The organism is Cellulosimicrobium sp. RS (genome assembly GCF_046159675.1).
GTDB lineage: Bacteria > Actinomycetota > Actinomycetes > Actinomycetales > Cellulomonadaceae > Cellulosimicrobium > Cellulosimicrobium funkei.
Genome location: NZ_JBJXVU010000001.1, coordinates 132,349 through 157,248, shown reverse-complemented (window position 1 = coordinate 157,248; position 24,900 = coordinate 132,349). Strand labels below are relative to the sequence as shown.

The 24,900-nt window shown below is 76.2% G+C and carries 16 protein-coding genes, 1 tRNA gene and 1 pseudogene; 5 read left to right on the top strand and 13 right to left on the bottom strand.

Features of this window, described 5'->3' with window-relative positions; genetic code table 11:
* Window position 1: 1 nt before the first annotated feature.
* The 4 genes from ACI769_RS00645 to ACI769_RS00630 form a co-directional block, all read right to left on the bottom strand.
* Window positions 2-880, bottom strand: coding sequence for an ABC transporter substrate-binding protein (locus ACI769_RS00645; protein WP_198163088.1), 879 nt, complete (start codon window positions 878-880; stop codon window positions 2-4).
* A gap of 198 nt (window positions 881-1,078) precedes the next feature.
* Window positions 1,079-1,152 (bottom strand) — tRNA-Met (locus tag ACI769_RS00640).
* Window positions 1,153-1,214: 62 nt separating this feature from the next.
* Window positions 1,215-2,267, bottom strand: a complete 1,053-nt coding sequence (locus tag ACI769_RS00635) for an aldose 1-epimerase (RefSeq protein WP_085388328.1) — start codon at window positions 2,265-2,267, stop codon at window positions 1,215-1,217.
* Window positions 2,268-2,399: 132 nt separating this feature from the next.
* Window positions 2,400-5,459, bottom strand: coding sequence for a UPF0182 family protein (locus tag ACI769_RS00630; RefSeq protein WP_085388329.1), 3,060 nt, complete (start codon window positions 5,457-5,459; stop codon window positions 2,400-2,402).
* Window positions 5,460-5,611: 152 nt separating this feature from the next.
* Here ACI769_RS00630 and ACI769_RS00625 point away from each other — a divergent pair, with 152 nt between their 5' ends.
* On the top strand, window positions 5,612-6,241 hold the full coding sequence (locus tag ACI769_RS00625; protein ID WP_232322606.1) for a PPA1309 family protein: 630 nt from the start codon (window positions 5,612-5,614) through the stop codon (window positions 6,239-6,241).
* Window positions 6,242-6,256: 15 nt separating this feature from the next.
* On the opposite strand, the gene ACI769_RS00620 is transcribed toward ACI769_RS00625, so the two are convergent.
* Window positions 6,257-7,366: a PDZ domain-containing protein gene (locus tag ACI769_RS00620; RefSeq protein WP_061266919.1), complete on the bottom strand. Its 1,110-nt coding sequence runs from the start codon at window positions 7,364-7,366 to the stop codon at window positions 6,257-6,259.
* 68 nt (window positions 7,367-7,434) lie between these two features.
* Complete coding sequence (locus tag ACI769_RS00615; protein WP_409141048.1) at window positions 7,435-8,451, bottom strand: NAD-dependent epimerase/dehydratase family protein; 1,017 nt, start codon at window positions 8,449-8,451, stop codon at window positions 7,435-7,437.
* 165 nt (window positions 8,452-8,616) lie between these two features.
* Here ACI769_RS00615 and ACI769_RS00610 point away from each other — a divergent pair, with 165 nt between their 5' ends.
* The gene (locus ACI769_RS00610) at window positions 8,617-10,209 is read left to right on the top strand and encodes a zinc-dependent metalloprotease (RefSeq protein WP_085388330.1); all 1,593 of its coding nucleotides are present in this window, start codon (window positions 8,617-8,619) and stop codon (window positions 10,207-10,209) included.
* Between the two features lie 13 nt (window positions 10,210-10,222).
* Here ACI769_RS00610 and ACI769_RS00605 read toward each other — a convergent pair whose 3' ends face one another.
* Window positions 10,223-10,822 carry a YgjP-like metallopeptidase domain-containing protein gene (locus tag ACI769_RS00605; RefSeq protein WP_232322607.1) on the bottom strand — a complete coding sequence of 200 codons (600 nt, stop codon included), beginning with the start codon at window positions 10,820-10,822 and terminating at the stop codon, window positions 10,223-10,225.
* A 236-nt stretch (window positions 10,823-11,058) separates the two neighbouring features.
* Between ACI769_RS00605 and ACI769_RS00600 the strand changes: the two genes are divergently transcribed.
* The gene (locus ACI769_RS00600; RefSeq protein ID WP_085388331.1) at window positions 11,059-12,159 is read left to right on the top strand and encodes a ThiF family adenylyltransferase; all 1,101 of its coding nucleotides are present in this window, start codon (window positions 11,059-11,061) and stop codon (window positions 12,157-12,159) included.
* 45 nt (window positions 12,160-12,204) lie between these two features.
* Here ACI769_RS00600 and ACI769_RS00595 read toward each other — a convergent pair.
* The 3 genes and pseudogenes from ACI769_RS00595 to ACI769_RS00585 all read right to left on the bottom strand — a co-directional run.
* Window positions 12,205-12,492: pseudogene (locus ACI769_RS00595) on the bottom strand (WhiB family transcriptional regulator); the annotation flags it as partial.
* 250 nt (window positions 12,493-12,742) lie between these two features.
* Complete coding sequence (locus ACI769_RS00590; protein ID WP_257418475.1) at window positions 12,743-12,910, bottom strand: hypothetical protein; 168 nt, start codon at window positions 12,908-12,910, stop codon at window positions 12,743-12,745.
* 154 nt (window positions 12,911-13,064) lie between these two features.
* Window positions 13,065-15,119 carry an ATP-dependent helicase gene (locus tag ACI769_RS00585; RefSeq protein WP_409141047.1) on the bottom strand — a complete coding sequence of 685 codons (2,055 nt, stop codon included), beginning with the start codon at window positions 15,117-15,119 and terminating at the stop codon, window positions 13,065-13,067.
* Window positions 15,120-15,245: 126 nt separating this feature from the next.
* Here ACI769_RS00585 and ACI769_RS00580 point away from each other — a divergent pair, with 126 nt between their 5' ends.
* Window positions 15,246-15,512, top strand: a complete 267-nt coding sequence (locus tag ACI769_RS00580; RefSeq protein ID WP_076405151.1) for a mycoredoxin — start codon at window positions 15,246-15,248, stop codon at window positions 15,510-15,512.
* A gap of 130 nt (window positions 15,513-15,642) precedes the next feature.
* On the opposite strand, the gene nudC is transcribed toward ACI769_RS00580, so the two are convergent.
* Window positions 15,643-16,770, bottom strand: coding sequence for an NAD(+) diphosphatase (gene nudC, locus ACI769_RS00575; RefSeq protein WP_232322608.1), 1,128 nt, complete (start codon window positions 16,768-16,770; stop codon window positions 15,643-15,645).
* Window positions 16,771-16,890: 120 nt separating this feature from the next.
* Here nudC and ACI769_RS00570 point away from each other — a divergent pair, with 120 nt between their 5' ends.
* Entirely contained in the window at window positions 16,891-17,811 is a 921-nt protein-coding gene (locus ACI769_RS00570; protein WP_085388334.1) for a phosphotransferase, read from the top strand.
* A 12-nt stretch (window positions 17,812-17,823) separates the two neighbouring features.
* Here ACI769_RS00570 and ACI769_RS00565 read toward each other — a convergent pair whose 3' ends face one another.
* Both ACI769_RS00565 and ACI769_RS00560 read right to left on the bottom strand, forming a co-directional pair.
* Entirely contained in the window at window positions 17,824-21,426 is a 3,603-nt protein-coding gene (locus tag ACI769_RS00565; protein WP_409141046.1) for a UvrD-helicase domain-containing protein, read from the bottom strand.
* A complete protein-coding gene (locus ACI769_RS00560; protein WP_409141045.1) occupies window positions 21,423-24,869 on the bottom strand; it encodes a PD-(D/E)XK nuclease family protein in 3,447 nt (1,148 codons plus the stop codon). Before ACI769_RS00560 ends, ACI769_RS00565 begins: the two co-directional genes overlap by 4 nt.
* Window positions 24,870-24,900: the final 31 nt, after the last annotated feature.

Here is a 24,900-nt window from a genome sequence, read left to right as displayed (position 1 = left end):
GTCACTGGATGACGGGGATGTCGTCCGACTTGAGCCACGTCGTGCGCAGCTCGGCGAGCGTGCCGTCCGCCTCCAGGTCGTCGACGGCCTGCGACACGCAGTCCGTGAGCTCCGAGCCGAGGTCCAGCACGAGGCCGTACTGCTCGACGACGCCCTCGTCCGGCAGGGTGCCGATGACGACGGAGTCCGGGAAGTACTCGGTCGAGGCGGCGACCCCCTGGTCGACGTCCATGACCATCGCGTCGATCGTTCCGGACTGCAGCGCCTGCATGCCGTCGCCCGCAGCGCTGTACGGCGAGATGTCGGCGTCCTCGCCCCACGCGGCCTCCGCGAGCGTGAGGCTGGTCTGGGCGGCGGTGACCCCGATGCGCGCGCCGTCGAGCTCGGCCAGCGTCGTCGCGCCCGCGTACGGGCCGTCCTCCATGACGATGACGCCCTGGCGCGTCGTGAGGTACGGGCTCGAGAAGTCGACGGCCTGCTTGCGCTCGTCCGTGATCGACGTCTGGTACGCCGCCACGTCGAACGGCTTCACGGCCGGGCTGATGATCTGCTCGAACGTCACCGTCTCCCACACCACGTCGTCCGCCGCGTAGCCCAGGCGGTCCGCGACGGCGTAGATCAGAGCCGACTCGAAGCCCTCGCCCGAGTCCTGCTCCCCCACGTACCACGGGGAGTACGGCTCGCCCGCACCGACGGTCAGCACGCCGTCGGTGAGCGTCGGGAGCGCACCGGGCTCGCACTGCGCGTCGCCCGACGCGCTCTCGCTCGGGCTCGCGGCGTCGCCGCCGTCGTCGGCACCCGACGAACAGGCCGCCAGCGTGAGCGCGGCGACCGCCGTGACGGCGGTTAGGACGGCGGGACGGGGACGCAGACGGCGCATGGTGACCTTCCGGGTGTCGGGCGCCCGCGGGAGTGGTGGGCGCCGGCCACTGACGATAACGCCGGGCCGTGGGCCGGGCTTCCCCCGCCCGCGCCTCGGCCGGGTGGGGCGCGTCACAGCACGAGGACACCCGCCGCGCACGGGACAAAGCGAGAGGCCCTCGGTCAGCATTTCTGCTGACCGAGGGCCTCTCAGGAGTAGCGGGGGCAGGATTTGAACCTGCGACCTCTGGGTTATGAGCCCAGCGAGCTACCGAGCTGCTCCACCCCGCGTCGGTGATCACTACTCTACGTGAGGTTCCGGACCAGGCCAAATCGGGTGGACGAGACGTGGGTCACGCCAGGACCTCGACCCCGAAGCCGAACTCGCGGACAGCCCCCGGCTCGAGCCGCACGTCGGCGGCGCAGTCGGGACGGTTGAACGCGTCGGTCAGGGTCTCCACCGGCTCGACCGCGATGGCGGCGCGGCCCCGCCGCGCCAGACCGTCGCCCGTGTAGACGTGCACGAGGCCACGCTCCTGCCAGACGGCGAGCCCCTGCCCCGTGGCGGGGTCGCGCACGACCGTGCGCGCGCGGCCGTCGGCGTCGGCCCGGAGGTCGGCGAACGCGTGGTCGAGGCTCGTGCCCGCGAGCGGGAGCGGACCGACGCCGTCGATCGCCCCGAACGCGGCCTCCCCCGCGAGCGGGAGCATCCCGCCGTCGGTCACGACGGCGCGACGGGCCGGCACCGTGAGCTCCAACGCGTCGACCGTGCCGTGCCCGGGGACCCGGAGGTAGGGGTGCCAGCCGAGCGAGACGGGGGCCGCCGTCGTCCCGACGTTGCGGGCGCACAGCGTGACGTCGAGGGAGCCGGCGCCGAGGACGTACCGGACCTCCAGCACGAGCGCGAACGGGTAGCCCGCGTGCGCGTCGGCGTGGACGACCGTCCGGAGCGTCACGGACTCCCGCTCCGCCCCGTCGGCGGCCGCCGTGTCGCGCGCGGCGACCCCGCCCTCCCCCGCGTCCTCGACGACCGTCCAGTCGAGCGTGCGCGCGAACCCGTGCATGGTGAGCGGCTCCCAGGGGAGCACCGGGGGCACGTGGTGCCGGACGCCGTCGAACACGTACTCCCCGCCCGCGAGGCGGTTGACGAACGGCGCCATGAGCGCCGACCGCGCGGCGTCGTGCGCGGCGACCTCCGCCTCGTCGGCGTACCCGTCGACGAGGTCCTCGACGCGCTTGACGCCGTCGGCGCCGCGCCAGGGGGCGCGCCACGCGAGGACGGCGGCGCCACGCAGCGTGACCACGAGCTCGGCGCCGGAGGTGTGGTGCAGCCGCACCGCCGGCACGGTCGTGGTCTCGTCGCTCGCCGCGCTGAAAGCGTTGCTGCAAACCGTTGCAGAAGTCACGAGGAGCGATCCTCCCGCCCGGGGCGAGAAATGACAACTCCGTCCCGGACGGCCGCAGACGACGGACGGGCGGGGACACCCGCTGGTGTCCCCGCCCGTCCGTGGCGCTGCGTCGCTCGCGCGACCGGTGCGTCAGCCCGCCGACGACTCGGTGTCGAGCGCCTGCTCGGCCGCGAGGGCCGACTCGAGCGCCTGCTGCAAGCGGTCCTGCGCCTCGCCGTAGGCCGCGAAGTCGCCCTCGGCGAGCGCCGCCTGGCCGTCCTCGATGGCCTGCTGCGCCTGGCGCAGCGCCTGGTCGAGCTCGGCGCGCGCGCCGCCGTCGACCGTGCCGCCGTCGGCCGGCGGGGCCGGCTCCTCGGTCGCCGGGGGCTCGGTGCCGGGGTCGGTCGTGCCCGGGTCGGTCGTGCCCGCGTCCGGCGACTCGCCGTCGGCCGGCTGGTCCGGGACCTCGGTCTCGACGCCGCCGTCCGCGTCACCGGCGTTCGCGCCGGAGTCGCCGCCGAACACCTGGTCCAGCGCCTCGTCGAGCGTGTCGGCGAAGCCGATCTCGTCACCGAAGGAGACGAGCACCTTGCGCAGCAGCGGGAACCGCGTGCCCTCGGTCGACTGCACGTACACCGGCTGGACGTAGAGCAGGCCGCCACCGACCGGCAGCGTCAGCAGGTTGCCGTTGATGACCGTCGAGTCACCGCGGCGCAGCGCCAGCAGGCCGTCGGCCGCCGTGGGGTCGGTGTTGAAGTTGTTCTGCACCTGGCCCGGTCCGGGCACCGTCGCGTTGCGCGGCAGCTCGAGGAGCCGCAGCGTGCCGTAGTCCTCCGACCGCACGCCGGCCTCGCTGCCCGGTTCCGCGTCCACCGCGAGGAAGCCGGTGAGGATGTTGCGGTCCGAGCCACCGCCCGGGATGTACGTCGACATGAGCGAGAAGGTCGGCGCCTCCTGGCTCGGCATCTGCAGCGTGAGGTAGTACGGCGGCTGGAGCGGCTTGTTGTTCCCGCTCGCCGTCGGGTCCTCCGGGCTGCGCCAGAAGTCCTGGCCCGAGAAGAACTCGTTCGCGTCGTCCACGTGGTAGCTCGCGAGGAGCGTGCGCTGCACCTTGAACAGGTCCTCGGGGTAGCGCAGGTGGCTCATGAGGTCGCCCGAGATCTCGGACAGCGGCTGCACGGAGCTCGGGAAGACGTTCGACCACGCCTGGAGGACCGGGTCCTCCGTGTCCCACGCGTAGAGGTCGACGGAGCCGTCGTACGCGTCGACCGTCGCCTTGACCGAGTTGCGGATGTAGTTCACCTGCTGCGGGGCGAGCGCCTCGACCGAGTTGGCCGCGACGAGCGAGTCGCGCGTCGAGTCCTCGAGCGACTCGGACGTGGAGTACGGGTAGGCGTTCGACGTCGTGTAGCCGTCCACGATCCACTTCACGCGACCGTCGACGACCGCCGGGTACACGCGCCCGTCGAGCGTGAGGTACGGCGCGACCTTCGCGACGCGGTCGCGCGGGCTGCGGTCGTAGAGGATCTGCGACTCGTCCGTCACGCGGTCGGAGAACAGGATCTGCTCGGACCCGAACTTCAGGGCGTAGAGCACCTTGTTGACGAACGACCCGACGCTCGGCCCGGCCGCGACCTCGTCCGTGGGGAACGTGTTGTTGACCTGGCCGCCCGCGTCGTCCACGGGGTAGTCGAGCTCCCACGGCTCACGACCCTCGGGCGCGCCGACGATCGAGTACTCGGGCGCCTCGGGCGAGAAGTAGATGCGCGGCTCGTAGCCGCCGGCGTCCGTGAACGCACCCGTCGACGGGATCGAGCCCTCGTAGAACGCCGGGCGGCCGTCGGGGCCGATCTGGTTGCCGTACGCCGCCACGACGCCGAAGCCGTGCGTGTAGACGGTGTGGTCGTTGACCCAGTTGCGCTGGTCGGCGCCGAGTCCGTCCTGGTTGAGCTCGCGCACGGCGATGACGGTGTCGCGGCTCTCGTCGTCGATCGTGTAGCGGTCCACCGACAGCGAGCTCGAGAACTGGTAGTACTGCTTGTTCTGCTGGAGCTGGCTGAACGACGGGCTGACGATCTCCGGGTCCAGGAGGCGGATCGACGCCGTCGTGTCCGCGTCCTCGCGCAGCGCGCCGGCCTCGGCCTCGGTCTTGGCGTTGTACTGCTCGGTCTCGACGTTGTCGATGCCGTAGGCAGCCTTCGTCGCGTCGATGTTGCGCTGGATGTACTCCTCCTCGAAGTCCTGCGCGTTCGGCGTGACCTGGAAGCGCTGGACGACGGCCGGGTAGATCCCGCCGATCGCGATGGCGGAGACCACCATGAGGCCCACCCCGATGGCGGGCAGGCGCCAGTTGCCGCGCACCGCGGTCACCACGAACAGGGCCGCGACGAAGAGCGCGACGACCGTGAGGATCGCCTTGGACGGGATCACCGCGTGCACGTCCGCGTACGACGCGCCGTCGAACTTCGCGCCGCCCGACGTGAGGATCGAGTACCGGTCGAGCCAGTAGTTCGCGCCGATGAGGACGAGCAGCAGCGCCGCGATCACCGAGAGCTGGACACGCGCGGCGGTCGTCGTGCGCGGGCCCGCGTCGGAGCCGCCGCCGATCCGCAGGCCGCCGTAGAGGTAGTGCGTCGCGACCGCGGCGATGCCCGCGATGATGACGACCGCCATGAGGAAGCTCACGACGAACCGGAGGGCGGGCAGCGTGAAGACGTAGAAGGACAGGTCGATGCCCCACTGCGGGTCCGTCGTGCCGAACGGGACCGAGTTCAGCGCGAGGAGGACCGTCTGCCACTGCGAGGACGCCGCCGCGCCGGCGAAGAAGCCGACGAGCGCCGGGGCCACGATCATGACGACCTTGCGCAGCGGCTCGATCGCCTCGCGGTACTGGTCGAGGGTCGCCTGCTCGGGGGTGGACGGCGCGTAGATGGGCCGCGACCGGTACGCGAGCGAGAACGACAGGAAGACGAGCCCGCCCATGACGAGGAAGCCCGCGACGAACAGCGCGATGCGCGTGCCCCACTGGGTCCACAGGACGTTCGCGAAGTCGAGCTGCTGGAACCACAGCACCTCGGTCCAGAACTGGGCGAGCAGGAGCAGGAGGACGACGAGGGCGCCGACGACGGCGATCGCGATCCCGATCGGGCTCCGGCGCCGGGCGGGCCGCCCCCCGGAGGACGGCCGGCGGGGCGCTGCGGCGAATGACACGGTGGGTATACCTCTTCGGTCGTGGCTCGGGCGTGCACCGGGGTCAACGCCCGGTCCTCCCCCAAGGTTCCCACGGTCCGGCGCCTCGTGGGGGACGGCCGGCACCCGGCCCGCGGCGGCGCGGGGCGGCGCCGATGAGGGACGATGGGGTCATGCCCCAGCCTGACGACGCCGCCCCCGGTCCCGACGCCACCACCCCCGCGCCCGGACCCGACGCCGGTCCCGACCCGGTCGCGCCCGGCGGCCCCACCCCGCAGCACGCCCTCGCGCTCGCGGTGCACGAGATCGAGTCGCACGCGGCCGACGCGGGCTGGGACGTCCCGCCCCGGCTGTTCGCGCTCGTCGGGACCGCGGGCGCCCTCGGCGCCGACCCGACGCTCGCCGACCGGCTCCCGCCCGACGTCGTGGCCGCGGCCGAGGCGGACCCGCACCACCTGCTGTCGATCGAGCAGGAGGGCTTCGCCGTGGACGGCGACCTCGAGGACGGGCTCGCCCGCGTCGCGTGGCCGGCGACGGTCGACGGCGCCGCGCTCGTCGTCGAGCGGATCGTGCTGCCGCCGGCCGCCGAGGAGGGCGTCCCCGACGACCCGGACGCCGCGCTCGACTACCTCACGAACCACCCTGACCGGCAGGACGTGCGCCTCGCCGTCGGCGTGCTGCGCGACGGCACCACGTGGTGCGCCGTCCGCTCGCGCGCCCACGACTCGGCGACGGACGTCGCGGGCGGACCGGACCTCGTGCCGGGGCTGGTCGAGGCGCTGCGCGCGACGCTCGAGGACTGACGGCGCGCGGCGTCGTCAGCCGCGCGCCTCGCACGTGGGCAGCGAGTCGCCCTCGCCCGCGCCGATGGCCTCCATCGCCGCGCGCGCGTCGGCGAGCGTGGAGACCGCCGCCACGTGCAGGCCGTCGGGCACGTTCCCCACGACCTCGGGGCAGTTGGCCTGCGGGGCGAGGAACCACGTCGCGCCGTCGCGCAGCGCGCCGTAGAGCTTCTGCTGGATGCCGCCGATCGGCCCCACGTCGCCCTCGACGCTCATGGTGCCCGTGCCCGCGATGACGACGCCGTTCGCCTCGTCCTCGGGCGTGAGCTGGTCGACGATCCCGAGCGCGAACATCGTGCCCGCGCTCGGGCCGCCGATGTCCTCGATCTGGATCTCGACGTCGACGGGGAAGTCGAACGCGGGGTCGATGAACACACCGAGCAGCGCGGTGTCGCCGCCGTCGGTCGTCGCGACCGTGAGGTCCGTCTCCGCGCCGTCGCGCTGCACGCGCAGCGTCACGTCGTCGCCCGGGTCGACCGCGGCCAGCCCGTCGATGAGGTCCTGGTACGTCCGCACGGGCGCGCCGTCGAGCGCGACGATGACGTCGCCCGGCTCGACGACGCCGTCGGACCCGCTGTCCGGCACCGTCCCCTCGACCGTGAGCGTCGCGGGCACGTCGTACCCCAGCTCGGTGAGGGCGGCGACCGTCGCGTTCTCCTGCGAGCTGATCATCTCGGCCTGGCCCTGCTGCTCGGTCTCCTCCTTGGTGCGGCCCGTCGGGAAGACCTCCTCGACCGGGCGCACGCTGCGCGACCGGTCGAACCAGCCCTGCACCACCTGGCCGAGGTTCACCGGGTAGCCCGGGCCGCCGGCGACGGACACGGTCGTCAGGAGCAGCTCGCCCGTCGAGTCGTACGTCTCGGCGCCCGTGATCGAGATGAGGGGCGTGCCGTCCTGCTGGCCGAGCGTGTCCTCCGTCGGGCCCGGCGACCGCACCGCGTACGGCGCGGGCAGGATCGCGAGGCCCGCGACGAGCAGCGTCGTCGCGAGCAGGGAGATGCCGAACGTCAGCGACCGCCGGGTCACGGGCGGCGGGTCGTGCTCGTCCTCGGTGAGGAGGGCGTCGAAGGAGGGGGCGTCGCTCACCGGGACATCATCCCCGAGGTTGCTGGGATCTCCCTGCCGACGGCGGGGACACCGCCCGGGAGCCGCCCCTACGGGCGGCGCGAGCGGGCCTGCCGCCAGACGGCGGCCGTGCCCAGGACCGCGACGGCCGCCCCGGCCGCGCCGAGCGCCGCGGCGTCCCGGCCGCCGAACCGGCGGCCCCCGACACCCGTGCGGCCGCGCACCTCGGCCAGGAGCACCTCGAGCGCCGCGGCGCCCGACCACTCCGGGCGCCACCCGGCGTCGTGCAGGCGCCGCGCCGAGACCGACCACGGGTGCACGACGAACGCGAGGTCGTTCGCCGGGGACGGGAGCGCACCGACCCGGTGCAGCCGCTCGGCGGTGCCGAACGCCGTCGCGGGCGGGAGCTGGACCGTGCGCATCCCGGCCGCCGCGGCCACCGTCTCCGAGTCGAGCGCGTCGGGCTCGCCGTCGCGCACCGGCCCGGCCGTCAGTCCGCCGACGAGACCCTGGTCCAGCGCGACGCGCACCGCGCCCACCACGTCGTCGACGTGCACGAGCTGCCACGTGCGGCCGCCGCCGCGCACCGTGAGCAGGCGCGGGGCCTCGAAGTGCCGCGTGAGCACGGTGTCCACGCCCGGCCCGACGACGACCGCCGGCCGCACGAGCGCGAGCGGCACCCCGTCGAGCGCGTCGCGCAGCGCGTCCTCGAACGCGACGAGGTCGCCCGCGAAGCCGGGCCCGTCGTCGGCGGCCACGGGGTCGTCGTCGTCGATCACGCCCCGCTCGGGCGACGCGCCGTGCACCGCGGCCGACGACACGGCGACGACGTGCTCGATCCCGGCCGCGACCGCCGCCTCCCCCGCACGACGGCCCAGGAGCGCGAGGCGCGCGCGCTGCTCCGCGTCCGTCCGGGCGCGCGGCGTCCCGAACTCCCCCGCGGGAGCGACCACGACGAGCCGTCGCGCCCCGGCGGGCCAGACGAGCGCGTCCACGGGCGACGCCTCGGCGGCGCCCAGGCCCGCGCGCACCGCGTCCGCGACCTGCCCGACGCCGACGACCACCACCGGGTGAGGGTCGGCGACCTCGTCCGCCGGGGCGGTCACCGCGCTCGCCGTGGGGTCCTCCCCCGGACCGGCCGGGGGCTCGCCCGCCGCGGGGAGCGCCTCGCTGCGCCGTGAGCGAACCCGGCCCTCGGACATGGCCCAGCCCCCGTTCTCGGCGCTCGATCGTGGTTACGGTGATCACCGACGCTACCGTGAGGAGTCGCCATGAGCAGCCTTCCCCCCGACCGCACGCCCGGACCGGACGACGACACGCCCTTCGACCCGCGGTTCGAGGAGCTGCTCCGCTCGATGCTCGGGCCCGACGCCGACGAGGCGCTGCGCGAGCTGCGTGCCCGCGGGCTCGACCCGCAGGCGCTCGCCGCGGGCGGCGCGGCCGACCCGCAGCTCTTCCAGCACGTCCTCGCGCAGGTGCAGCGCATGCTCTCGACGCCGAGCGACGGCCCGGTCAACACCGACGTCTCGCACGACGTCGCGCGCCAGGTCGCCGTCGCCGAGGGCGACCCGTCGATCTCGCCGGCGCAGCAGCGCGCGGTCACCGAGGCGCTGTCCGTCGCCGAGCTCTGGCTCGACGCCGTCACCGACCTGCCGCCGTCGGGCGGGAAGAGCCAGGCGTGGAGCCGGTCCGAGTGGGTCGAGCACACGCTCCCCGCGTGGAACGAGCTCGTCGCCCCGGTCGCCGCGTCCGTCGCGGACGCGCTCGCCACGGTCCTGCGCGACCAGCTCCCCGAGGGCATGGGGGACGACACCTCCGCCCTGCCGGGCGTCGGGTTCACCCTGCCAGGCGTGCCGGCCGGTGCGCTCGGGCTGCCCGCGGGCGACCCGGCCGCGCTCATGCGGCGCCTCGGCTCCGCGGTGTTCGGCATGCAGGTGGGCCAGGCCGCCGGGACGCTCTCGCGCGAGGTCTTCGGCGCGACCGACGTCGGGCTGCCGCTGCTCGACCGGCCCGCGACGGTCCTCCTGCCCACGAACGTCGCGGCGTTCGCCGAGGGCCTCGACGCCCCCGCCGAGGAGGTCCGCCTCTTCCTCGCCCTGCGCGAGGCCGCCCACGCGCGCCTGTTCACGCACGTGTCGTGGCTGCGCGGGCACCTGCGCGGGCTCGTCGACGCCTACGCGCGCGGCATCACCATCGACCTCTCCGCGCTCGAGTCGCAGCTCGCGGACGTCGACCTCGCGGACACCGACGCGCTCCAGCGCGCGCTGTCGGGCGGCGTCTTCGGCCTGCAGAACACGCCCGAGCAGCAGGCGACCCTGCTGCGCCTCGAGACGACGCTCGCGCTCGTCGAGGGCTGGGTCGACGAGGTGACCGCCGTCGCCGCGCTCCCCCACCTGCCCCACGCCGTCCCGCTGCGCGAGATGCTGCGCCGTCGTCGGGCGGCGGGCGGGCCCGCGGAGCACACGTTCGCGACGCTCGTCGGCCTCGAGCTGCGCCCGCGGCGCTCGCGCGACGCGGCCGCCCTGTGGGCGCTCATCGCGGCGCAGTCCGGCGCGGGTGCGCGCGACGCGGTGTGGGACCACCCCGACCTGCTCCCCGACGGGACCGACCTCGACGACCCGTCCGGCTACGAGGGCCGGCGCGCCGCGACCCGTGCGGAGGAGGCCGACGTCGACCGCGCGCTCGAGGAGATCTTCCGCGCCGCGGAGGGATCGCCCACCACCGAGTCGGCGCAGGCGACGGCCGACGGCTCGGACGACGACGCCCCGGTCGCCGACGGGTCCGCGGACGACCCGGACGCGGCCGGACCGACGGACGACGGCGGGACGGGCGAGGCGACCGGCCAGGGCGGCGCGCCGCGCTGACCTGACCTGGGCGTCAGTTCCCGGCGTCCGCGGGCGGTGCCGCGGTTTCCGCGGCGCCGTCCCCCGCCTCGACGTCGCCCGGCTCGAGGTCCGCGTCGTCCGGCTCGAGGTCCGCGTCGCGCGAGAACGACACGCCCTCCAGGAATCCTCGTGCCCGCTCGGTACGCGGGTAGGCCTCGAGGAGCTTCCAGAACCCCGGGCCGTGGCCGGCGTGGAGCAGGTGCGCGAGCTCGTGCAGGAGCACGTAGTCGAGGACCCAGGACGGCATCCCCCGGACGCGCGTCGAGATGCGGATCGTGCCGTCGATGAGCGTGCACGAGCCCCAGCGGCGGTCCTGGTTCCCCGCCCACCGCACGCTCGTGGGGCGGGCGCGGCCGTCCAGGTACTTGTCGGACAGCTCGACGGCGCGGCGCGCCAGCTCGGCGTCCGACGGCCGCCGCCGACGCTCGGAGTCGGCGAGGCGGTCGAGCATGCGCTGGACCCACTCGCGCTCCTGCGCGCGCGTGAACCGCGCCGGGATCGCGACGATCGTGCGCTCGCCGTCGCGGTAGGCGCTCACCGTGCTCTTGCGTCGGCGGCTGCGCCGAACCTCCACGATCGTCTCCCGGACCACGCCTCAGACCGTAGTGGTTCTCGCCACGAAATGGCAGGGGCACGCCCGGAGTGGCGCGCTCTCCCGCGACGTTCGGTCGAGCGGACGACGTGGAGACCTGTGGCGACGGCAAAGAAATCCTCCCCGCGGGACCATCGCGAAGAGCCTGTGGACAACCGTCGGCGCGCCTCGGGGCCGTGCCAGGCTGACGGCGGGCGGCCGGTCGGGCGCCCGGACGACGAACGGACGGAGGAGCCGTGCAGCGACGACGCGTGCTGCGACCCGAGGCGCCGCTCCTGCGGCGGGGCCCCGGCGAGGTGCAGGTCGGCTCCGACCCCCGGTGGTCGGTGCGGCTCACCGGGCTCGACGCCGACGAGGAGCGCTGGCTCCGCGCGCTCGCCGGGCCCGCGCGGCGCGGCGACGCACCCGACGTCCCGGGCTCCCCGGCGCAGCGCACGCGCCGCGCCGCGCTCGTCCGCCTGCTCGACGAGGCGCACCTCCTCGTGGCGGCGCGCCGGCGTCGGCCGGCGTCGCCCGCCCCGGGCCACGGCGCGGCGGACCTCGCGGTGCTGTCGGCGCTGCTGCCCGACGGCGCGGGGCACCGCGTCCTCGCGGCGCGCGCCCGGGCGACGGTCGGGATCGTCGGGCTCGGCCGGGTGGGTGCCGCGCTCGCCGTCCACCTCGCGACCGCGGGGGTGGGCGTGCTCGTGCTCGACGACCCGGGCACGGTGCTCGCGACGGACGTCGGGGGCGGGGCGTACCGGCTGCGGGACGTCGGGTCGCCGCGCGAGGGCGCGGTGCGGCGGATCGTCGAGGAGGTCGCTCCGGGCGTCGTGACGACCTCGACCCCGGTCACGCCGGAGGAGGCGCGGGCCCCCGCGCCCGACGTCGTCGTCGTGGTCGAGCACGGAGCCGCGGACCCGGTCCGGGTCCGGAGGTTGGTGGGTGCGGGGGTCGCGCACCTGTCTGTCGTGGTGCGCGAGGCCGACGTCGTGGTCGGGCCGTTCGTCCGGCCGGGGCTCGACCCGTGCCTGACGTGCGCGGACCTGCACCGCGCGGACGTGGACCCCTGCTGGCCGCAGGTCGCTCGACAGCTGCGCGAGGCGTCCGCGCACCGGAGCGAGGAGACGCTGCTCGCGGCGTCGGCCGCGGCCGTCGCGCTCGGTCAGGTCCTGGCAGCCCTGGACGGGCTGGTGCCCCGCGCAGCCACGGCCTGCATCGAGATTCCTGCTCCCGATGCCGTGCCGCGGCTGCGCGGGTCGAGCCGCCACCCGCGCTGCGGGTGCGGCGAGCTGGCGCGCACGCCCCCGGACGGGGCGCCGCTGCCCATGTCAGGCCGCCGTCGAGGCGCCGACTGACGCCTCGGTCCGTGCGGCCTCCTGGGCCTGGCGCTCGGCCTCGCGGGCGAGCACCTCGGCCTTGCTCGGACGGCCGCGGCCGCGCTTGCGCGCGACCACGACGCCGTCCACGAAGACCTCGCCGCCCCAGACGCCCCAGGGCTCGCGACGCTCGACCGCACCGGCGAGGCAGCCCTCGACGAGCGGGCAGGTGCGGCACAGGGCCTTGGCCTCCTCGACCTCGGCGGTGCGCTCGGCGAACCAGAGCTCCGGGTCGTTGGTGCGGCAGGGCAGCAGGCCCGCGAGAAGGCGGTCGAACTCCGCGGAGTCGTTCTCGCCGAGCGGCGTGGCCAGCGGTTGGTGAGGGACCCAGGGGCCGGATCCCCCCTGAGCGGTGATGTTGTCGAGCAGCGCGGTGAGCCGCACGATGTCCTCCAGTGATGTCCTGTCGTGGGTGTGAACGTCGTCGTCACAGGACCCTGAGGACAGCGGCCCCGTCTCGTGGAGACGGGTGGGGCCGGTGATCCTCATCGGCGGACGTGCTCGGAGAACACGAAGGCCGCGGGTCCTAGAGGGACTCCGCGGCCTGGAAGGTTCCGGTCGGTCAGACCGGGTTCGTCCTGGGGGCGGAGTCGGGAGCGGGGCGGGCGATGAAGGTGCCGCCGCGGTGCGCGATGGCACGCGGACGGAGCTCTCCTGGCGTGCCCGTGTACGCGGACGCGTGATCCAGCAGGTTCGCCATGGCGATCTGGTTGTTCATCAGCTCTCCCACCCCCTCTCTCCATCAGGCGCCCGCCTCTCGGCGCGCCCCTTCCCAACAGGACTCGTCGACCATATGCCGCCCCTCACAGGAGGCACAACTTATTTACGAGAAATTCTTCGACGAGTTCACCCGGCCCTCGTCGAGAGGCACGGACGGGGGCTCGTCAGCCCTCCGCGCGGCGCACGATCTCGAGGATCGTGGCCCCGTACCGCTCGATCTTCGCGGGCCCCAGACCGTTGATGCGTGCGAGGTCGGCCTGGCTCGTCGGCCGCGTCTCGGCGACGGCCGCGAGCGCCGAGTCCACGAGCACGGTGAACGCCGGCTTGTCCGTCTCCTGCGCGACCTGGCGACGCCACTCGCGCAGTTCCTCGAACAGCGCCTGGTCGTACTCCCCCGTGAGCCGGACCTTGGACTGCCCCGCGCGCGCACGTCGCGTCCCGCGCACGCCCGGCTCGTCGGGCCAGAGCCCGTCGAGGAACCGCGTGCGCCGGCGCGTCGCCCGGCCGCCGGGGTTGCGCGAGCGCGCGAACGAGAGCTCGAGGTGCTCGCGTGCCCGCGTGATGCCGACGTAGAGCAGCCGGCGCTCCTCCGCGACCGCCTCGTCTGTCTCCGCGAGGGAGATCGGCATGAGCCCCTCGCTCATCCCGGCGAGGAAGACGGCGTCCCACTCCAGGCCCTTCGCCGCGTGCAGCGACGCCAGGGTCACTCCCTCGACCGTCGGGGCGTGCTGGGCCGCGGCGCGCTCGTCGAGCTCGGCGACGAAGGTCGCGACGGTCGGGGCCGGGGCGTCGGACGCCGCGGCGAGCCCGGCGACGTCGTCGGCGAGCGCGACGAGAGCCTGCGTGGACTCCCAGCGCTCCCGCGCCGCGCCGCGCGCGGCCGGCGGCGCGGGGGCCCAGCCCGCGGCGGCCAGGACGTCGCGCACCGTCTCCGGCATGGGGACGTCCGGGTCGGCGGAGCGGGCCGCCCCGCGCAGCAGGACGATCGCGTCGCGGACCTCCTTACGCTGGAAGAAGCGCTCCCCGCCCCGCACGAGGTAGCCGATGCCCGCGTCCGCGAGCGCCGACTCGAACGCCTCCGACTGCGCGTTGGTCCGGTAGAGCACCGCGATCTCGCTCGCGCGCGTGCCCGCGGCGAGGAGCCGCCCGATGCGCTGCGCGATCCCGCTCGCCTCCGCCTCGTCGTCGTCGTACGCGGTGAAGGCGACGGGCGGCCCCGCCGGCCGCTGGGCGACGAGCTCGAGCGCCTGGTGCGCGCCGCCCGCACGGCCCGCGCGTGCGAGGAGCTGGTTCGCGAGGTTCACCACCTGCGGCGTCGAGCGGTAGTCGCGCACGAGGCGGATCACCTGGGCCTTGGGGTGCGTGCGCGAGAACGTGAGGAGGTGGTGCGGCGTCGCGCCGGTGAACGAGTAGATCGTCTGCGACGGGTCCCCGACGACGCACAGCTCGTCGCGCCCCCCGAGCCACTGGTCGAGCACGAACTGCTGCAGGGGCGAGACGTCCTGGTACTCGTCGACGACGAAGTGGCGGTACTGGCGCCGCACCTCGTCGGCCACCGTGCCCTGTGTCGCGAGCATGTCGCCGAGCATGAGGAGCACGTCCTCGAAGTCGATGACCGACCGCTCGGTCTTCACGTCCTCGTAGGCCGTGAGGAGGCGCGCGACGGTCTGGTGGTCGTAGCCGGCCGGGGGTTCGCGGTCGATCGCCTCGCACGCCCGGACGTAGTCGTCGGCGGTGACGAGCGAGACCTTGGCCCACTCGATCTCGGACGACAGGTCCCGCACCGCGACGCGGTCCACCCCGACGCCGAGCCGCCGCGCCGACTCCGCGACGACGGGCGCCTTGTGCTCGAGGATGCGCGGCGGCGCCCCGCCGACGACCTTGGGCCAGAAGTAGCCGAGCTGGCGCAGCGCGGCCGCGTGGAACGTGCGCGCCTGGACGCCCGTCGCGCCGAGCTCGCGCAGCCGCGTGCGCATCTCGCCCGCCGCGCGCGCCGTGAACGTCACGGCGAGCACGCTCGTCGGCACGTACACGCCCGTGCGGACCCCGTACGCGATGCGGTGCGTGATCGCGCGCGTCTTGCCCGTCCCCGCGCCGGCGAGCACGCACACGGGCCCGCGCAGCGCGACCGCGACGTCGCGCTGGTCGGGGTCGAGCGCGTCGAGGATCTCGTCGGCGGAGCGGTGGGAGAGCGGGCGTGAGACCGGTGGCGTGGACATCACCCGCGATTCTCGCAGCCCCCGGTGACACGCGGGCGGGGAACAGCCCGCGCTCCCCCGGTGTTACCGTCACGACCCGACCGCCCGCGGCACGCGCCGCCCGGAACCGCAGCAGGAGAGCCCTCGATGAGCACCGCCCCGACCCTTCCCGACGCCGGCTCGATCGTCATGTACTCGACGACCTGGTGCGGGTACTGCCGCCGCCTCAAGACGCAGCTCGACTCCGAGGGCATCGGCTACACCGAGGTCAACATCGAGGAGACGCCCGGCACCGCCGAGTTCGTGGAGTCCGTCAACGACGGCAACCGCACCGTGCCGACCGTCGTCTTCCCGGACGGCTCCGCCGCGACGAACCCGTCCCTCGCGGAGGTCAAGAAGCGCCTCGCCGCCTGACGCGGTCGTGGGAGGGCCCGGTCCGGACGTCCGGACCGGGCCCTTCCGCGTCCCCGAGCAGGGGTCGTCCGACGGCGGTGCGTCGCGCCGCCCCTCGCCGCCCGCCGCTCTGAGCGGCCCTGAGCCGCTGTCAGTCGTCGGCGAGGCGCGCGCCGAACCAGTCCTCGACGAGCGCCCGCGCGATCGACGACCGGCCCGGCAGCAGCACCTCGCCCGACCGGACGGCGTCGGCGAGCTCGGCCCGCGTGAACCAGCGCGCGTCGGTGAGCTCGACGCCGTCCACGTGCAGCTCGGTCGTCAGCGCGCGCGCCGAGAACCCGAGCATGAGCGAGGCGGGGAACGGCCACGGCTGGCTCCCCCGGTAGGCCACGTCGCCGACGACGACGCCCGCCTCCTCCGCGACCTCCCGCCGCACCGCGTTCTCGAGCGACTCCCCGGGCTCGACGTAGCCCGCGAGGGTCGAGAACCGCCGCTCCGGCCAGTGCGCCGCGTGCCCCAGCAGCAGGCGCTCGTCGGACCCCTCGCCGTGCACGACCGTCATGATGACCGCCGGGTCCGTGCGCGGGTACAGCTCGACGCCCTGGGCCACGCAGCGGCGCGTCCAGCCGCCCTTCTCGACGGTCGTCCGGCCGCCGCAGCGCGGGCACCGCGGGTGGTTCGCGTGCCACGCCGCGAGCGCGACGGCCTCCGTCGCGAGCCCCGCGACGGGCGCCGCGACCTCGCCGACGAGGTCCCGCAGCCCCGACCACGTCCGCTCGCGCGCGAGCACGGCGAACGGCTCGGAGGCGTCCACGCCCTCGATGTCGACCTCCTCGGCGTCGGCGTCGTCGGGCAGGACGAGCGCGAGGTACGCCGTGCCGTCGCCCTCGCCGAGGAAGAGCCAGCGGCCCTGGTCGTCGTCGGTCGCCGGGTCGACGTCGCGCAGCTCGGCCGGGTCCAGGAGGGCGACGCCGTCCGCCGCGCCCGGGCCGCCGAGCGCGAGCCGGCCGCGGTGGACCAGCAGGACGCGCGTCGTCGGCTGCGACCGCAGCGTGCGCACGAGGTCCGGCTCCGCGCGGCGGTGCTCCGCGCGGTCGACGAACGCGCCGTCGAGCGGCAGCGGGAGGTGGTCCAGCGGGGTGCGCGGCAGGGCGCCCGGCCCGGGGACCGTGCCGGTCCCGGTGTCGGTCGGGGTGCCGGTCGACGTGGTCGTGGGTCGGTCCGGGGCCGCGGCGGGGTCGCTCGTGCCCGACGACGGCCGGGCGGCAGGGGTGCTCACCCCCCGACCGTAGGCCACCCCCGGCCGGGCCACCCGCCTGCGCGGGCGCCGCCGGGCGGGGTGCGGCGTCGGACGGCGTGGGTCGACCGGGCGCGTGCGGGGACCGACTACCGTGGTCGCGTGCCTCGCTCTCCGTTGACCCTCGCCGCGCTCGCGACCGCCGCCGTGCCCGGCCTGGACGCCCGCAGCGCGCGACCCGTCGAGGACCCGGGCGACTACGACACCGCCGTCGTCACAGACGCCGACGGCGCCCGCTGGACCGTGCGCGCACCCCGCAGCCTCCAGGCCGGCGCCGCGCTCGAGGCCGAGGCGGAGCTGCTGGGCTCGTTGCAGCACTACGCCGAGTCGGGGGTGCTGTCGTTCGCCGTGCCGCGCGTCAGCGGCACCGCGCTCCTGCCCGAGGGCGGGCGGGCCGTCGTGCACCCGGCGCTCGAGGGCGAGCCGCTCGACGTCGACAGCCTGCGGCCCGGACCGGGCCTCGCGGCCGACCTGGGCCGCGTGCTCGCGTCGGTCCACGAGCTGCCGCGCACGATCGTCGACGACGCCGGCCTGCCGGGCTACGAGGTCGAGGAGTACCGCGCGCGCCGCATGGCGGAGCTCGACGAGGCCGCGGCCACGGGCAAGGTCCCGCCGACGCTCCTGCGCCGCTGGGAGACCGCGCTCGAGGACGTCTCGCTGTGGCGGTTCCAGCCGGTCGTCGTGCACGGCGACCTGGGCCCGGAGCAGGTGCTCGTCGCCCGCGGACGCGTCGTCGCTGTGACGGACTGGGCGAGCGCGCGCGTCGCGGACCCCGCCGACGACCTCGCGTGGCTGCTCGTCTCGGCACCGCCCGAGGCCGTCGACTCGATCATGGAGGCGTACCAGCTGCGCCGCACCGAGCTCACCGACAAGCACCTGCTGGACCGTGCGCTCCTCGTCGGCGAGCTCGCGCTCGCGCGCTGGCTCCTGCACGGCGTGCGCAACGGGCTCGACGACGTGGTCGCCGACGCCCTCGACATGCTGGCCGACCTCGACGAGGCGACGCAGGACGCCGACGACTGAGGCGTCGCCGGCTCAGTCGGCGACCAGCAGCGCCTCGATCTCGGCCTCGCTCAGCAGGCGGCGCGGACGCACGGTCTCGTCGGACGCGACGTAGTAGAACGCGGCGTTCACCTGCTCCAGCGGCACCCCCGTCCAGCGCGACCACGCGAGCCGGTAGACCGCGAGCTGCACCTCGCGCACGCTGCGCGCCTCCGGGTCGGACGGCGCACGCCCCGTCTTCCAGTCGACGACCACGACGGCGTCGTGGGCGCCGCCCGCGTGCTCCGGGAGCTCGGGGAACACCGCGTCGATGCGCGACCGCAGGACCGTCGACCCGACGGGCGTCTCGACGTCGACCTCGACCGCGACCGGCGTGCGCGTAGCCCACTCCGAGGCCAGGAACGTCCGCTGGAGCGTCTCGAGGTCGGCGTCGGGGTCGAGGTCGTCGTCGTCCGCCCCGGGGAGGTCCTCGACGTCGAGCAAGGACGACGTCGTGAAGTACCGCTCGGCCCACAGGTGGAACCGGGTGCCCCGGCGCGCGTGGACCGTGGGCTCGACCGGGACCGGGCGGCGCAGGTGGAGCGCGTACTCGTCGCGGTCCGCCGCGAGCCGCACGAGGCTCGACGCCGAGACGTGCGCCGGCAGCTCGACCTCCCGGCCCGAACGCTCGGCGCGCTCCGCGAGCAGGACGCGCGCGAGCGCGACGAGGTCACGCCCCTCGGCGTCGACGAGGACCCCGGAGGGCGCCGTGAGCCCGGCGGGGCCGCCCGTGCCGTCCACGCCCCCCTGCCCGGGCAGGGCGTCGACCGTCCCGGCCCCGGCGGGCGCGACACGGTCCGCCGCGCCGCGTCCCGCCGCGTCACGTCCCGCCGCGTCACGCTCGGCTGCCGCACGCTCGGCCGCCGCACGCTCGACGGCCGCCGCGGTGTCCCGCAGGACGGACCGCGCAGACCCGCCGGGAGCGTCGTCGGGCACGGGCCACGTCCCGGTCACCTCGACGTCCTCGAGCGGGTTGGAGTCGTCGGGGCCGGGAGGTGCCGACCACCCGTCGGCCGTCACGACCCCCGCCTCGACGAGCTCGACGAGGAACGGCGACAGCGCGCGCGGGCGCGACCCCGTCTGCCACCAGGACGCCGTGAGGTACAGCTCGCGCCGCGCGCGCGTGAAGGCCACGTAGGCGAGCCGTCGCTCCTCGGCGAGCTGGTGCTCCCCGCTCGCCGCGCGGAACTCGTCGCGCCGCGCCACGAGCTCCTTCGTGTCCGCGGCGAGGTCGAAGCGGAACTCCGGTAGGTCGGCGGCGTCGCCGCGCAGCGGGTACGGGAGCTGGCTCACGTCGGTGAGCCAGCCGCTGTCCGCGCGCACCCCCGACGACGACTGCGCAGTGGTCGGGAACACGCCGTCCACGAGCCCAGGCACGACGACGACGTCCCACTCGAGGCCCTTCGCGGCGTGCGCGGTGATGACCTGCACCGCGTCCGGGTCGGGCTCGCGCACGGGCAGGTCGAGCCCGTTCTCCCGGGTCGAGGCGACCCCGAGCCAGGCGAGGAACGCCCCGAGCGTCACGACGTCCGCCGTCTGCGTGAACGTCGCGGCGACGTCGCGGAACGCGTCGAGGTGCTCGCGGGCCCGGTCGCTCACCGCCTCCGGGTCGACGAGCCGCCGCGACGCGAGCAGCGCCTCGTTCGTCACGGCCTCGACGTCGAGGCCCAGGGCGCGCTCCGCCTCGACGACGAGCTCCGGGAGCGACAGGTAGGTGAGGCCGCGCAGCGCGCGCAGGGTCCGGGAGAGCGCCGAGAGCCGCGCGTGGCCCTCCGCGGAGAGCGTGCGCCCGTCCGCCGCCGGCTCGCCCGGGTCCGGGAGGTCGTCGAGCGCGTCGACGATCGAGCGGTGGTCGGCCACGTCGCCCTCGACGACCACGAGCCCCGACTCGGCGTCCTCCGCGGCGGGCGCACGACGGCGCGAGCCGAGCGCGCCCTCGAGCCGCGCGAGGTCCGCCGCGCGGCTCCCGAGCGCGTGCAGGTCGGCGGCGCCGAGGTTGAGCCGGGGCCCGATGAGGAGACGCACGAGCGCGTCGCCGCGCGAGGGGTCGTGCACGGCCTCGAGCAGCGCGACGACGTCGACGACCTCGGGCGTCGTGAGCAGCCCGCCGAGGCCGACGACCTCCACGGGGAGCCCGCGCCGCCGCAGCGCGACCTCGACCGCCGCGAACTGGCTGCGCTTGCGGCACAGCACGGCCGCGGTGACGCGCCCGCCCGGCGCGCTCGCCGGGCGCCAACGCGCGGCGACGCGCTCGGCCACGGCCGCGGCCTCCTCCTCGGCGGTCGCCGCCACGTGCGCGGCCACCGCGCCCGGGCCCGCGCCGGGACGCAGCGCGAGCGGCGGCACCTCGACCCGGTCGCCCCGGCCACCGGCGACGGCACCGCGCAGCGGACCGGCCGTGACGTTCGCCGCCGCGAGGACGGCGGCGTCGTTGCGCCACGACGTCGAGAGGAAGCGCACGGCCGAGCGGTCGCCGCCCGCGCGCGGGAAGCGGTCGGGGAACCGCGCGAGGCCGCCCGCGCTCGCGCCGCGCCACCCGTAGATCGACTGGTGCGGGTCGCCCACGGCCGTCACGGGGTGCCCGCCGCCGAACAGCCCCGCGAGGAGCTCGACCTGCGCGTGCGACGTGTCCTGGTACTCGTCCAGGAGGACGACGCGGAAGCGGGCGCGCTCGGTCTCCCCCACCACGGGCACCTCGCGCGCGAGCCGCGCCGCGAGCGCCACCTGGTCGCCGAAGTCGAGGGAGTCGGTTGCGCGCTTGCGGCGGCGGTACTCCGCGACGACGTCGAGCAGGCGGACCCGTTCCGCGACGTCGCCGACGAGCTTCTCGACCTCCTTGGTCCGGGCCTTCTGCCGCGGCCCGAGCGGGAGCGCGTCGAGCTGCTCGACGATCTCGGCCAGGCGGTCCCGCGCCTCGGCGGGGTCGAGGAGGTGCTCGCCGAGCGCGCCGGAGAGGCCGAGTACCGCCGCGACGACCGTGCTCAGCGCGCGGTCGGTGCCCAGGTCGTCGTCCCACGACTCCACGACCTCGGACGCGAGCTGCCACTGCTGCGCCTCGCCGAGGAGGCGGGCCCCCGGCTCGACGCCGACGCGCAGCCCGTGGTCGCCGACGAGCGACGCGGCGTACGCGTTGTACGTCGCGACGGTCGGCCGGTCGAGCAGCGAGAGCGCCGACGCCGCCCCGCCCCGGGCGCGCGCGAGCTGGGCGAGCCGCACCTGGACGCGCTCCGCGAGCTCCCCCGCCGCCTTGCGCGTGAACGTGAGGCCCAGCACCGCGTCCGGCGGGACGAGCTCGTTCGCGATGAGCCAGACGACGCGCGCCGCCATCGTCTCCGTCTTGCCCGAGCCGGCCCCGGCGACGACGAGCGTCGGCTCGAGCGGCGCCTCGATCACCTCGACCTGCTCCGGGGTCGGGCGAGGACGTCCGAGGAGGTCGGCGATCCGCGTCGCGGAGAGCGTCGGCTGCGGCGCCTCCGCCGCCCGGTGCCCGTCGCCCGGGGCGTCGGCGCTCTCGACCGGGAGGCCGTCGGCCGCGACGAGACGCACCGTCGGCCCGCTCGCGCCCGCCTCCGGGAGCTCGAACAGCTCGCTGCTCACGCCACCACCCTCCTGCCCTCGGGCTGCACCGGGCACGCCCGGCGCACGGGGCACATCTCGCACAGCCCGTTCTGGCGGGCCGTGAACGTCGCCGCCGACATGGTGCCGGCGGCCTCCTCCACGAGGTCGCGCGCCCAGCTCGACCCGTCGGGCTCCGGCTCCAGCGCGGGCTGGGCCACGACGGCAGGGCCCACGTGGGTGCTCCCGACGTAGACGAGCTGCGCACCCGCGCTGCGCGTGCCCTCCGGCACGTCGAGCGCGCCCGCCTCGACCGCGAGCTGGTAGGCACCGAGCTGGGGGTGCTCCGCGCCCTCCGCCTTCGTGGCGGTGCGCCGACCGGTCTTGAGGTCGACGACGCGGACCTTGCCCTCCCCCGCTGCCTCGACCCGGTCGATCGTGCCGCGCAGCCGGGCGCGGCCGACGGTGACGTCGAACGACGGCTCGACGAGGAGCGGCTCGCCCGCCTGCGCGACGTAGGCCGCGAGCTTCTCGACCATGCGCTCGGCCCGGCGCCGGAGCTGGCGCGCAGGCCAGCCGTCGGGCAGCGCGAGCTCCGCCCACCGGCGGTCGAGCTCCGCGCGCAGCTCGGCGAGCGACCCGGACGGGTGGGTCTCGGCGATCGAGTGGACGAGCGTGCCGAGGCTCTGGTGCGTCGCGTCGGGCGCCGTCCCGCCGGCCGCCTCGAGCGACCACCGCAGCGGGCACGTCGAGACCGTCTCGACCTTCGAGGGCGACACCGTGACGGTCTCCTCCGCACCGCGCAGCGGCGCCGTGCTCGACACGCCCGCCACGCCGTACCACGTCTCCGGGCGGGCCTCCGCGACGCCGAGCGCCCCGAGGTCCGCCAGGAGCGTCGCCGCCGCGACGGCGCGCTCGTCCGGCCCGGGCGTCCCGGCGCCGCCGGCCTCGCGCGCAGCCGCCTCGACGAGGACGCCGCGGGCCGCGGCGACCAGCCCGCGCAGGTCGAGAGGCGCCCCGACGCGCACGTGCCGCCGCTCGGCGGGCTCGGCCGGCTCGACCTGCCCGCCCCCGCCGTCCGCGGACCCCGGGCCGACGGGTGCGCGGCCCACAGGTGCGGGGCCGACGGGTGCGGGACCGGCACCCGCCGCGGGTACGTCCGGGCCGTCCTGGGGACCACGCTCGTCGGGACCGTCCGTGCCGTCGGGGCCCTCGGGCGCCGACGGCGGCACGACGAGGTCGCAGAACACCGACGGCGCCTCCTCGGCGTCCTGCACGGCCGTCACGACGAGGCGACGCGTCGCACGCGACGTCGCGACGACGAAGGCCCGCAGCTCGTCGGCGAGCACCTGGGCTCGCGCCTGCGAACCGACCCCGTGCGCGTCCTGGGCGCGGCCGGCGAGGAGCTCGACGAGCGCCTGCGAGCCGAGCAGCGAGTCGCGCAGCCGGAGGTCGGGCCACACGCCGTCCTGGACGCCCGCCACCACGACGACGTCCCACTCGCGCCCGGCCGCACCGGCCGGGGTGAGCGCCGCGACGGCGTCGGCCCCGCTGGCGCTCGCCGCGAGCGAGTCGGCGGGCAGGTCCTGCGAGGCGAGGTACTCGACGAACGCCCCGGCGGGCGCGCCCGGCATGCGGTCGACGAACGTCTCCGCGGCGCGGAACAGCGCGAGCACCGCGTCGAGGTCACGGTCCGCGCGCGCCCCGGCGGGGCCGCCGTCGAGCGCCGCCGAGCGCCAGCGCTCCGCGAGACCGGTCGCGGCCCACACCGCCCACAGGACCGTCTGCGCCGTCGCGCCGGGCTCCGCCGCCGCAGCCCGCCCCGCCGCGAGCGCCCGCGCGACCGCGACCGGCCCGCGACGCACCGTGGGCGGGAGCGTCGCGGCGCGCGCCGGGTCGAGGAGCAGCTCGACGAGCAGCGCGTCGGACGAGCGCCCGCCCCCGCCCTCGAGCTCCTCGGCCCGCAGCGCCCGGCGCAGACGGCGCAGCGCGACGACGTCGAGCGCGCCCACGGGCGACGTGAGCAGCGCCGCCGCGGTGAACGGGTCGAGAGCCTCGGGGTCCTCCGCGTCGGCGACGCACACGCGCACGGCCGCGAGGAGCGGCGCGACCGCCGGCTCGTCGCGCAGCGGGACGTCGGAGCCGAGCAGCGTCACGGGGACGGAGGCGGCGACGAGCTCGCGGCGCAGCGCCGCGAGCCGCGTCCCCGTGCGCGCGACGACGGCCATCCGGTGCCAGGGGGTGCCGTGCAGCAGGTGCTCCGCGCGCAGCTCCCGGGCGACGAACGCGGCCTCCTGCGCGACGGCCGAGAGCACCGCGACCTGCACGGGCGGGACGCCGGGGCCGACGTCGGCCGCCTCGCCCGGACGCCCGTCGACGTCCCGCGGCGCGGCGCCACGGTGCACCGCCCCGGCGACGGTGCCGACCTGCGCGGTCACGCGGCGCGTCACCTCGCGCAGCGGCGCGCTCTGGCGCCAGGCGGTGCCCAGCACGGCGACGCGCGCGCCCAGCTCGCCCCGGCGCGCGCCGTCCCGCCGGGCCGGGGCGGACGCCCGGCCCACGAGCCCCGGGCTCGCGCCGCGGAACGTCTGCACCGCCGCGTCGGGGTCGCCGAGCAGCACGAGGCGCGCGCCGTCGTCGTGCAGCACGTGCAGGAGGCGCGCGGTCGCGACCGTCGCCTCCTGGTAGTCGTCGACGACGACGAGGTCCCAGCGCGGCCGGGCGGCGTCGGGCACCTCGTCGTCCCAGGCGAGCAGCGCCTCCGCGGCCTCGTCGACGACGATCGCCGGGTCGAACCGCGACCCGGCGTCGGGCGTGCCCGTGCGCAGGGCGGTGACGTCGAGGTACTCCGCGAAGAGCTGCGCGCCGAGCGACCACTCCGGGCGGTCGTAGCGCTCGCCGAGGGCGGCGAGGTCGGCCGGGGTCAGGCCGCGCTCCGCCGCGCGCATGAGGAGGTCGCGGAGCTCCTGGCGCAGCCCCCGGAGGCCGAGCGCCTCCTCGGGCAGGCCCGCGGGCAGCGCGAGCGGGGTGCCGAGGTGCGCGAGGCCGCCGTCGAGATGGCCCTCCAGGAGCTCGGCGAGCACGAGGTCCTGCTCCGGGCCGGAGATCAGCGTGGGGACGGGCTCGCCCAGCGCGGCCGCGCGCTCCCGCAGGACGGCGAAGGCCGCGGACGCGGCGGTGCGCACCAGAGGCGCGCCGACCGTGCGGCGCGCGCGGGCCGAAAGCCGGTCACGGAGCGCGGCGGCGGCGCGGCGCGACGCCGCGAGGAGGAGCACCCGCTCGGGCGCCACGCCGTCGCGCAGGGCCGCGAGCACGACCTCCTGCGCGACGAGGGTCTTGCCCGTCCCGGATGCGCCCACCACGAGGGTGGCCCCGGGGCCGGCCGCGGCGGCGAGCGCCGCGCGCTGGGAGTCGTCGAGCACCGCGTCGGCCTCGAGCTCGCGAGGCCGCGCGACGAGGCGGGGGGCGGTCGTCGTCCGGGGCACGGACCTGATCCCATCACGCGCCACCCACACC

Excerpts from the sequence above, each read along its gene's own strand:
- ACI769_RS00585 (WP_409141047.1), bottom strand. The coding sequence starts at position 15,119 with ATGTCCACGCCACCGGTCTCACGCCCGCTCTCCCACCGCTCCGCCGAC.
- ACI769_RS00625 (WP_232322606.1), top strand. The coding sequence starts at position 5,612 with ATGCCCCAGCCTGACGACGCCGCCCCCGGTCCCGACGCCACCACCCCC.
- ACI769_RS00645 (WP_198163088.1), bottom strand. The coding sequence starts at position 880 with ATGCGCCGTCTGCGTCCCCGTCCCGCCGTCCTAACCGCCGTCACGGCG.
- ACI769_RS00580 (WP_076405151.1), top strand. The coding sequence starts at position 15,246 with ATGAGCACCGCCCCGACCCTTCCCGACGCCGGCTCGATCGTCATGTAC.
- ACI769_RS00610 (WP_085388330.1), top strand. The coding sequence starts at position 8,617 with ATGAGCAGCCTTCCCCCCGACCGCACGCCCGGACCGGACGACGACACG.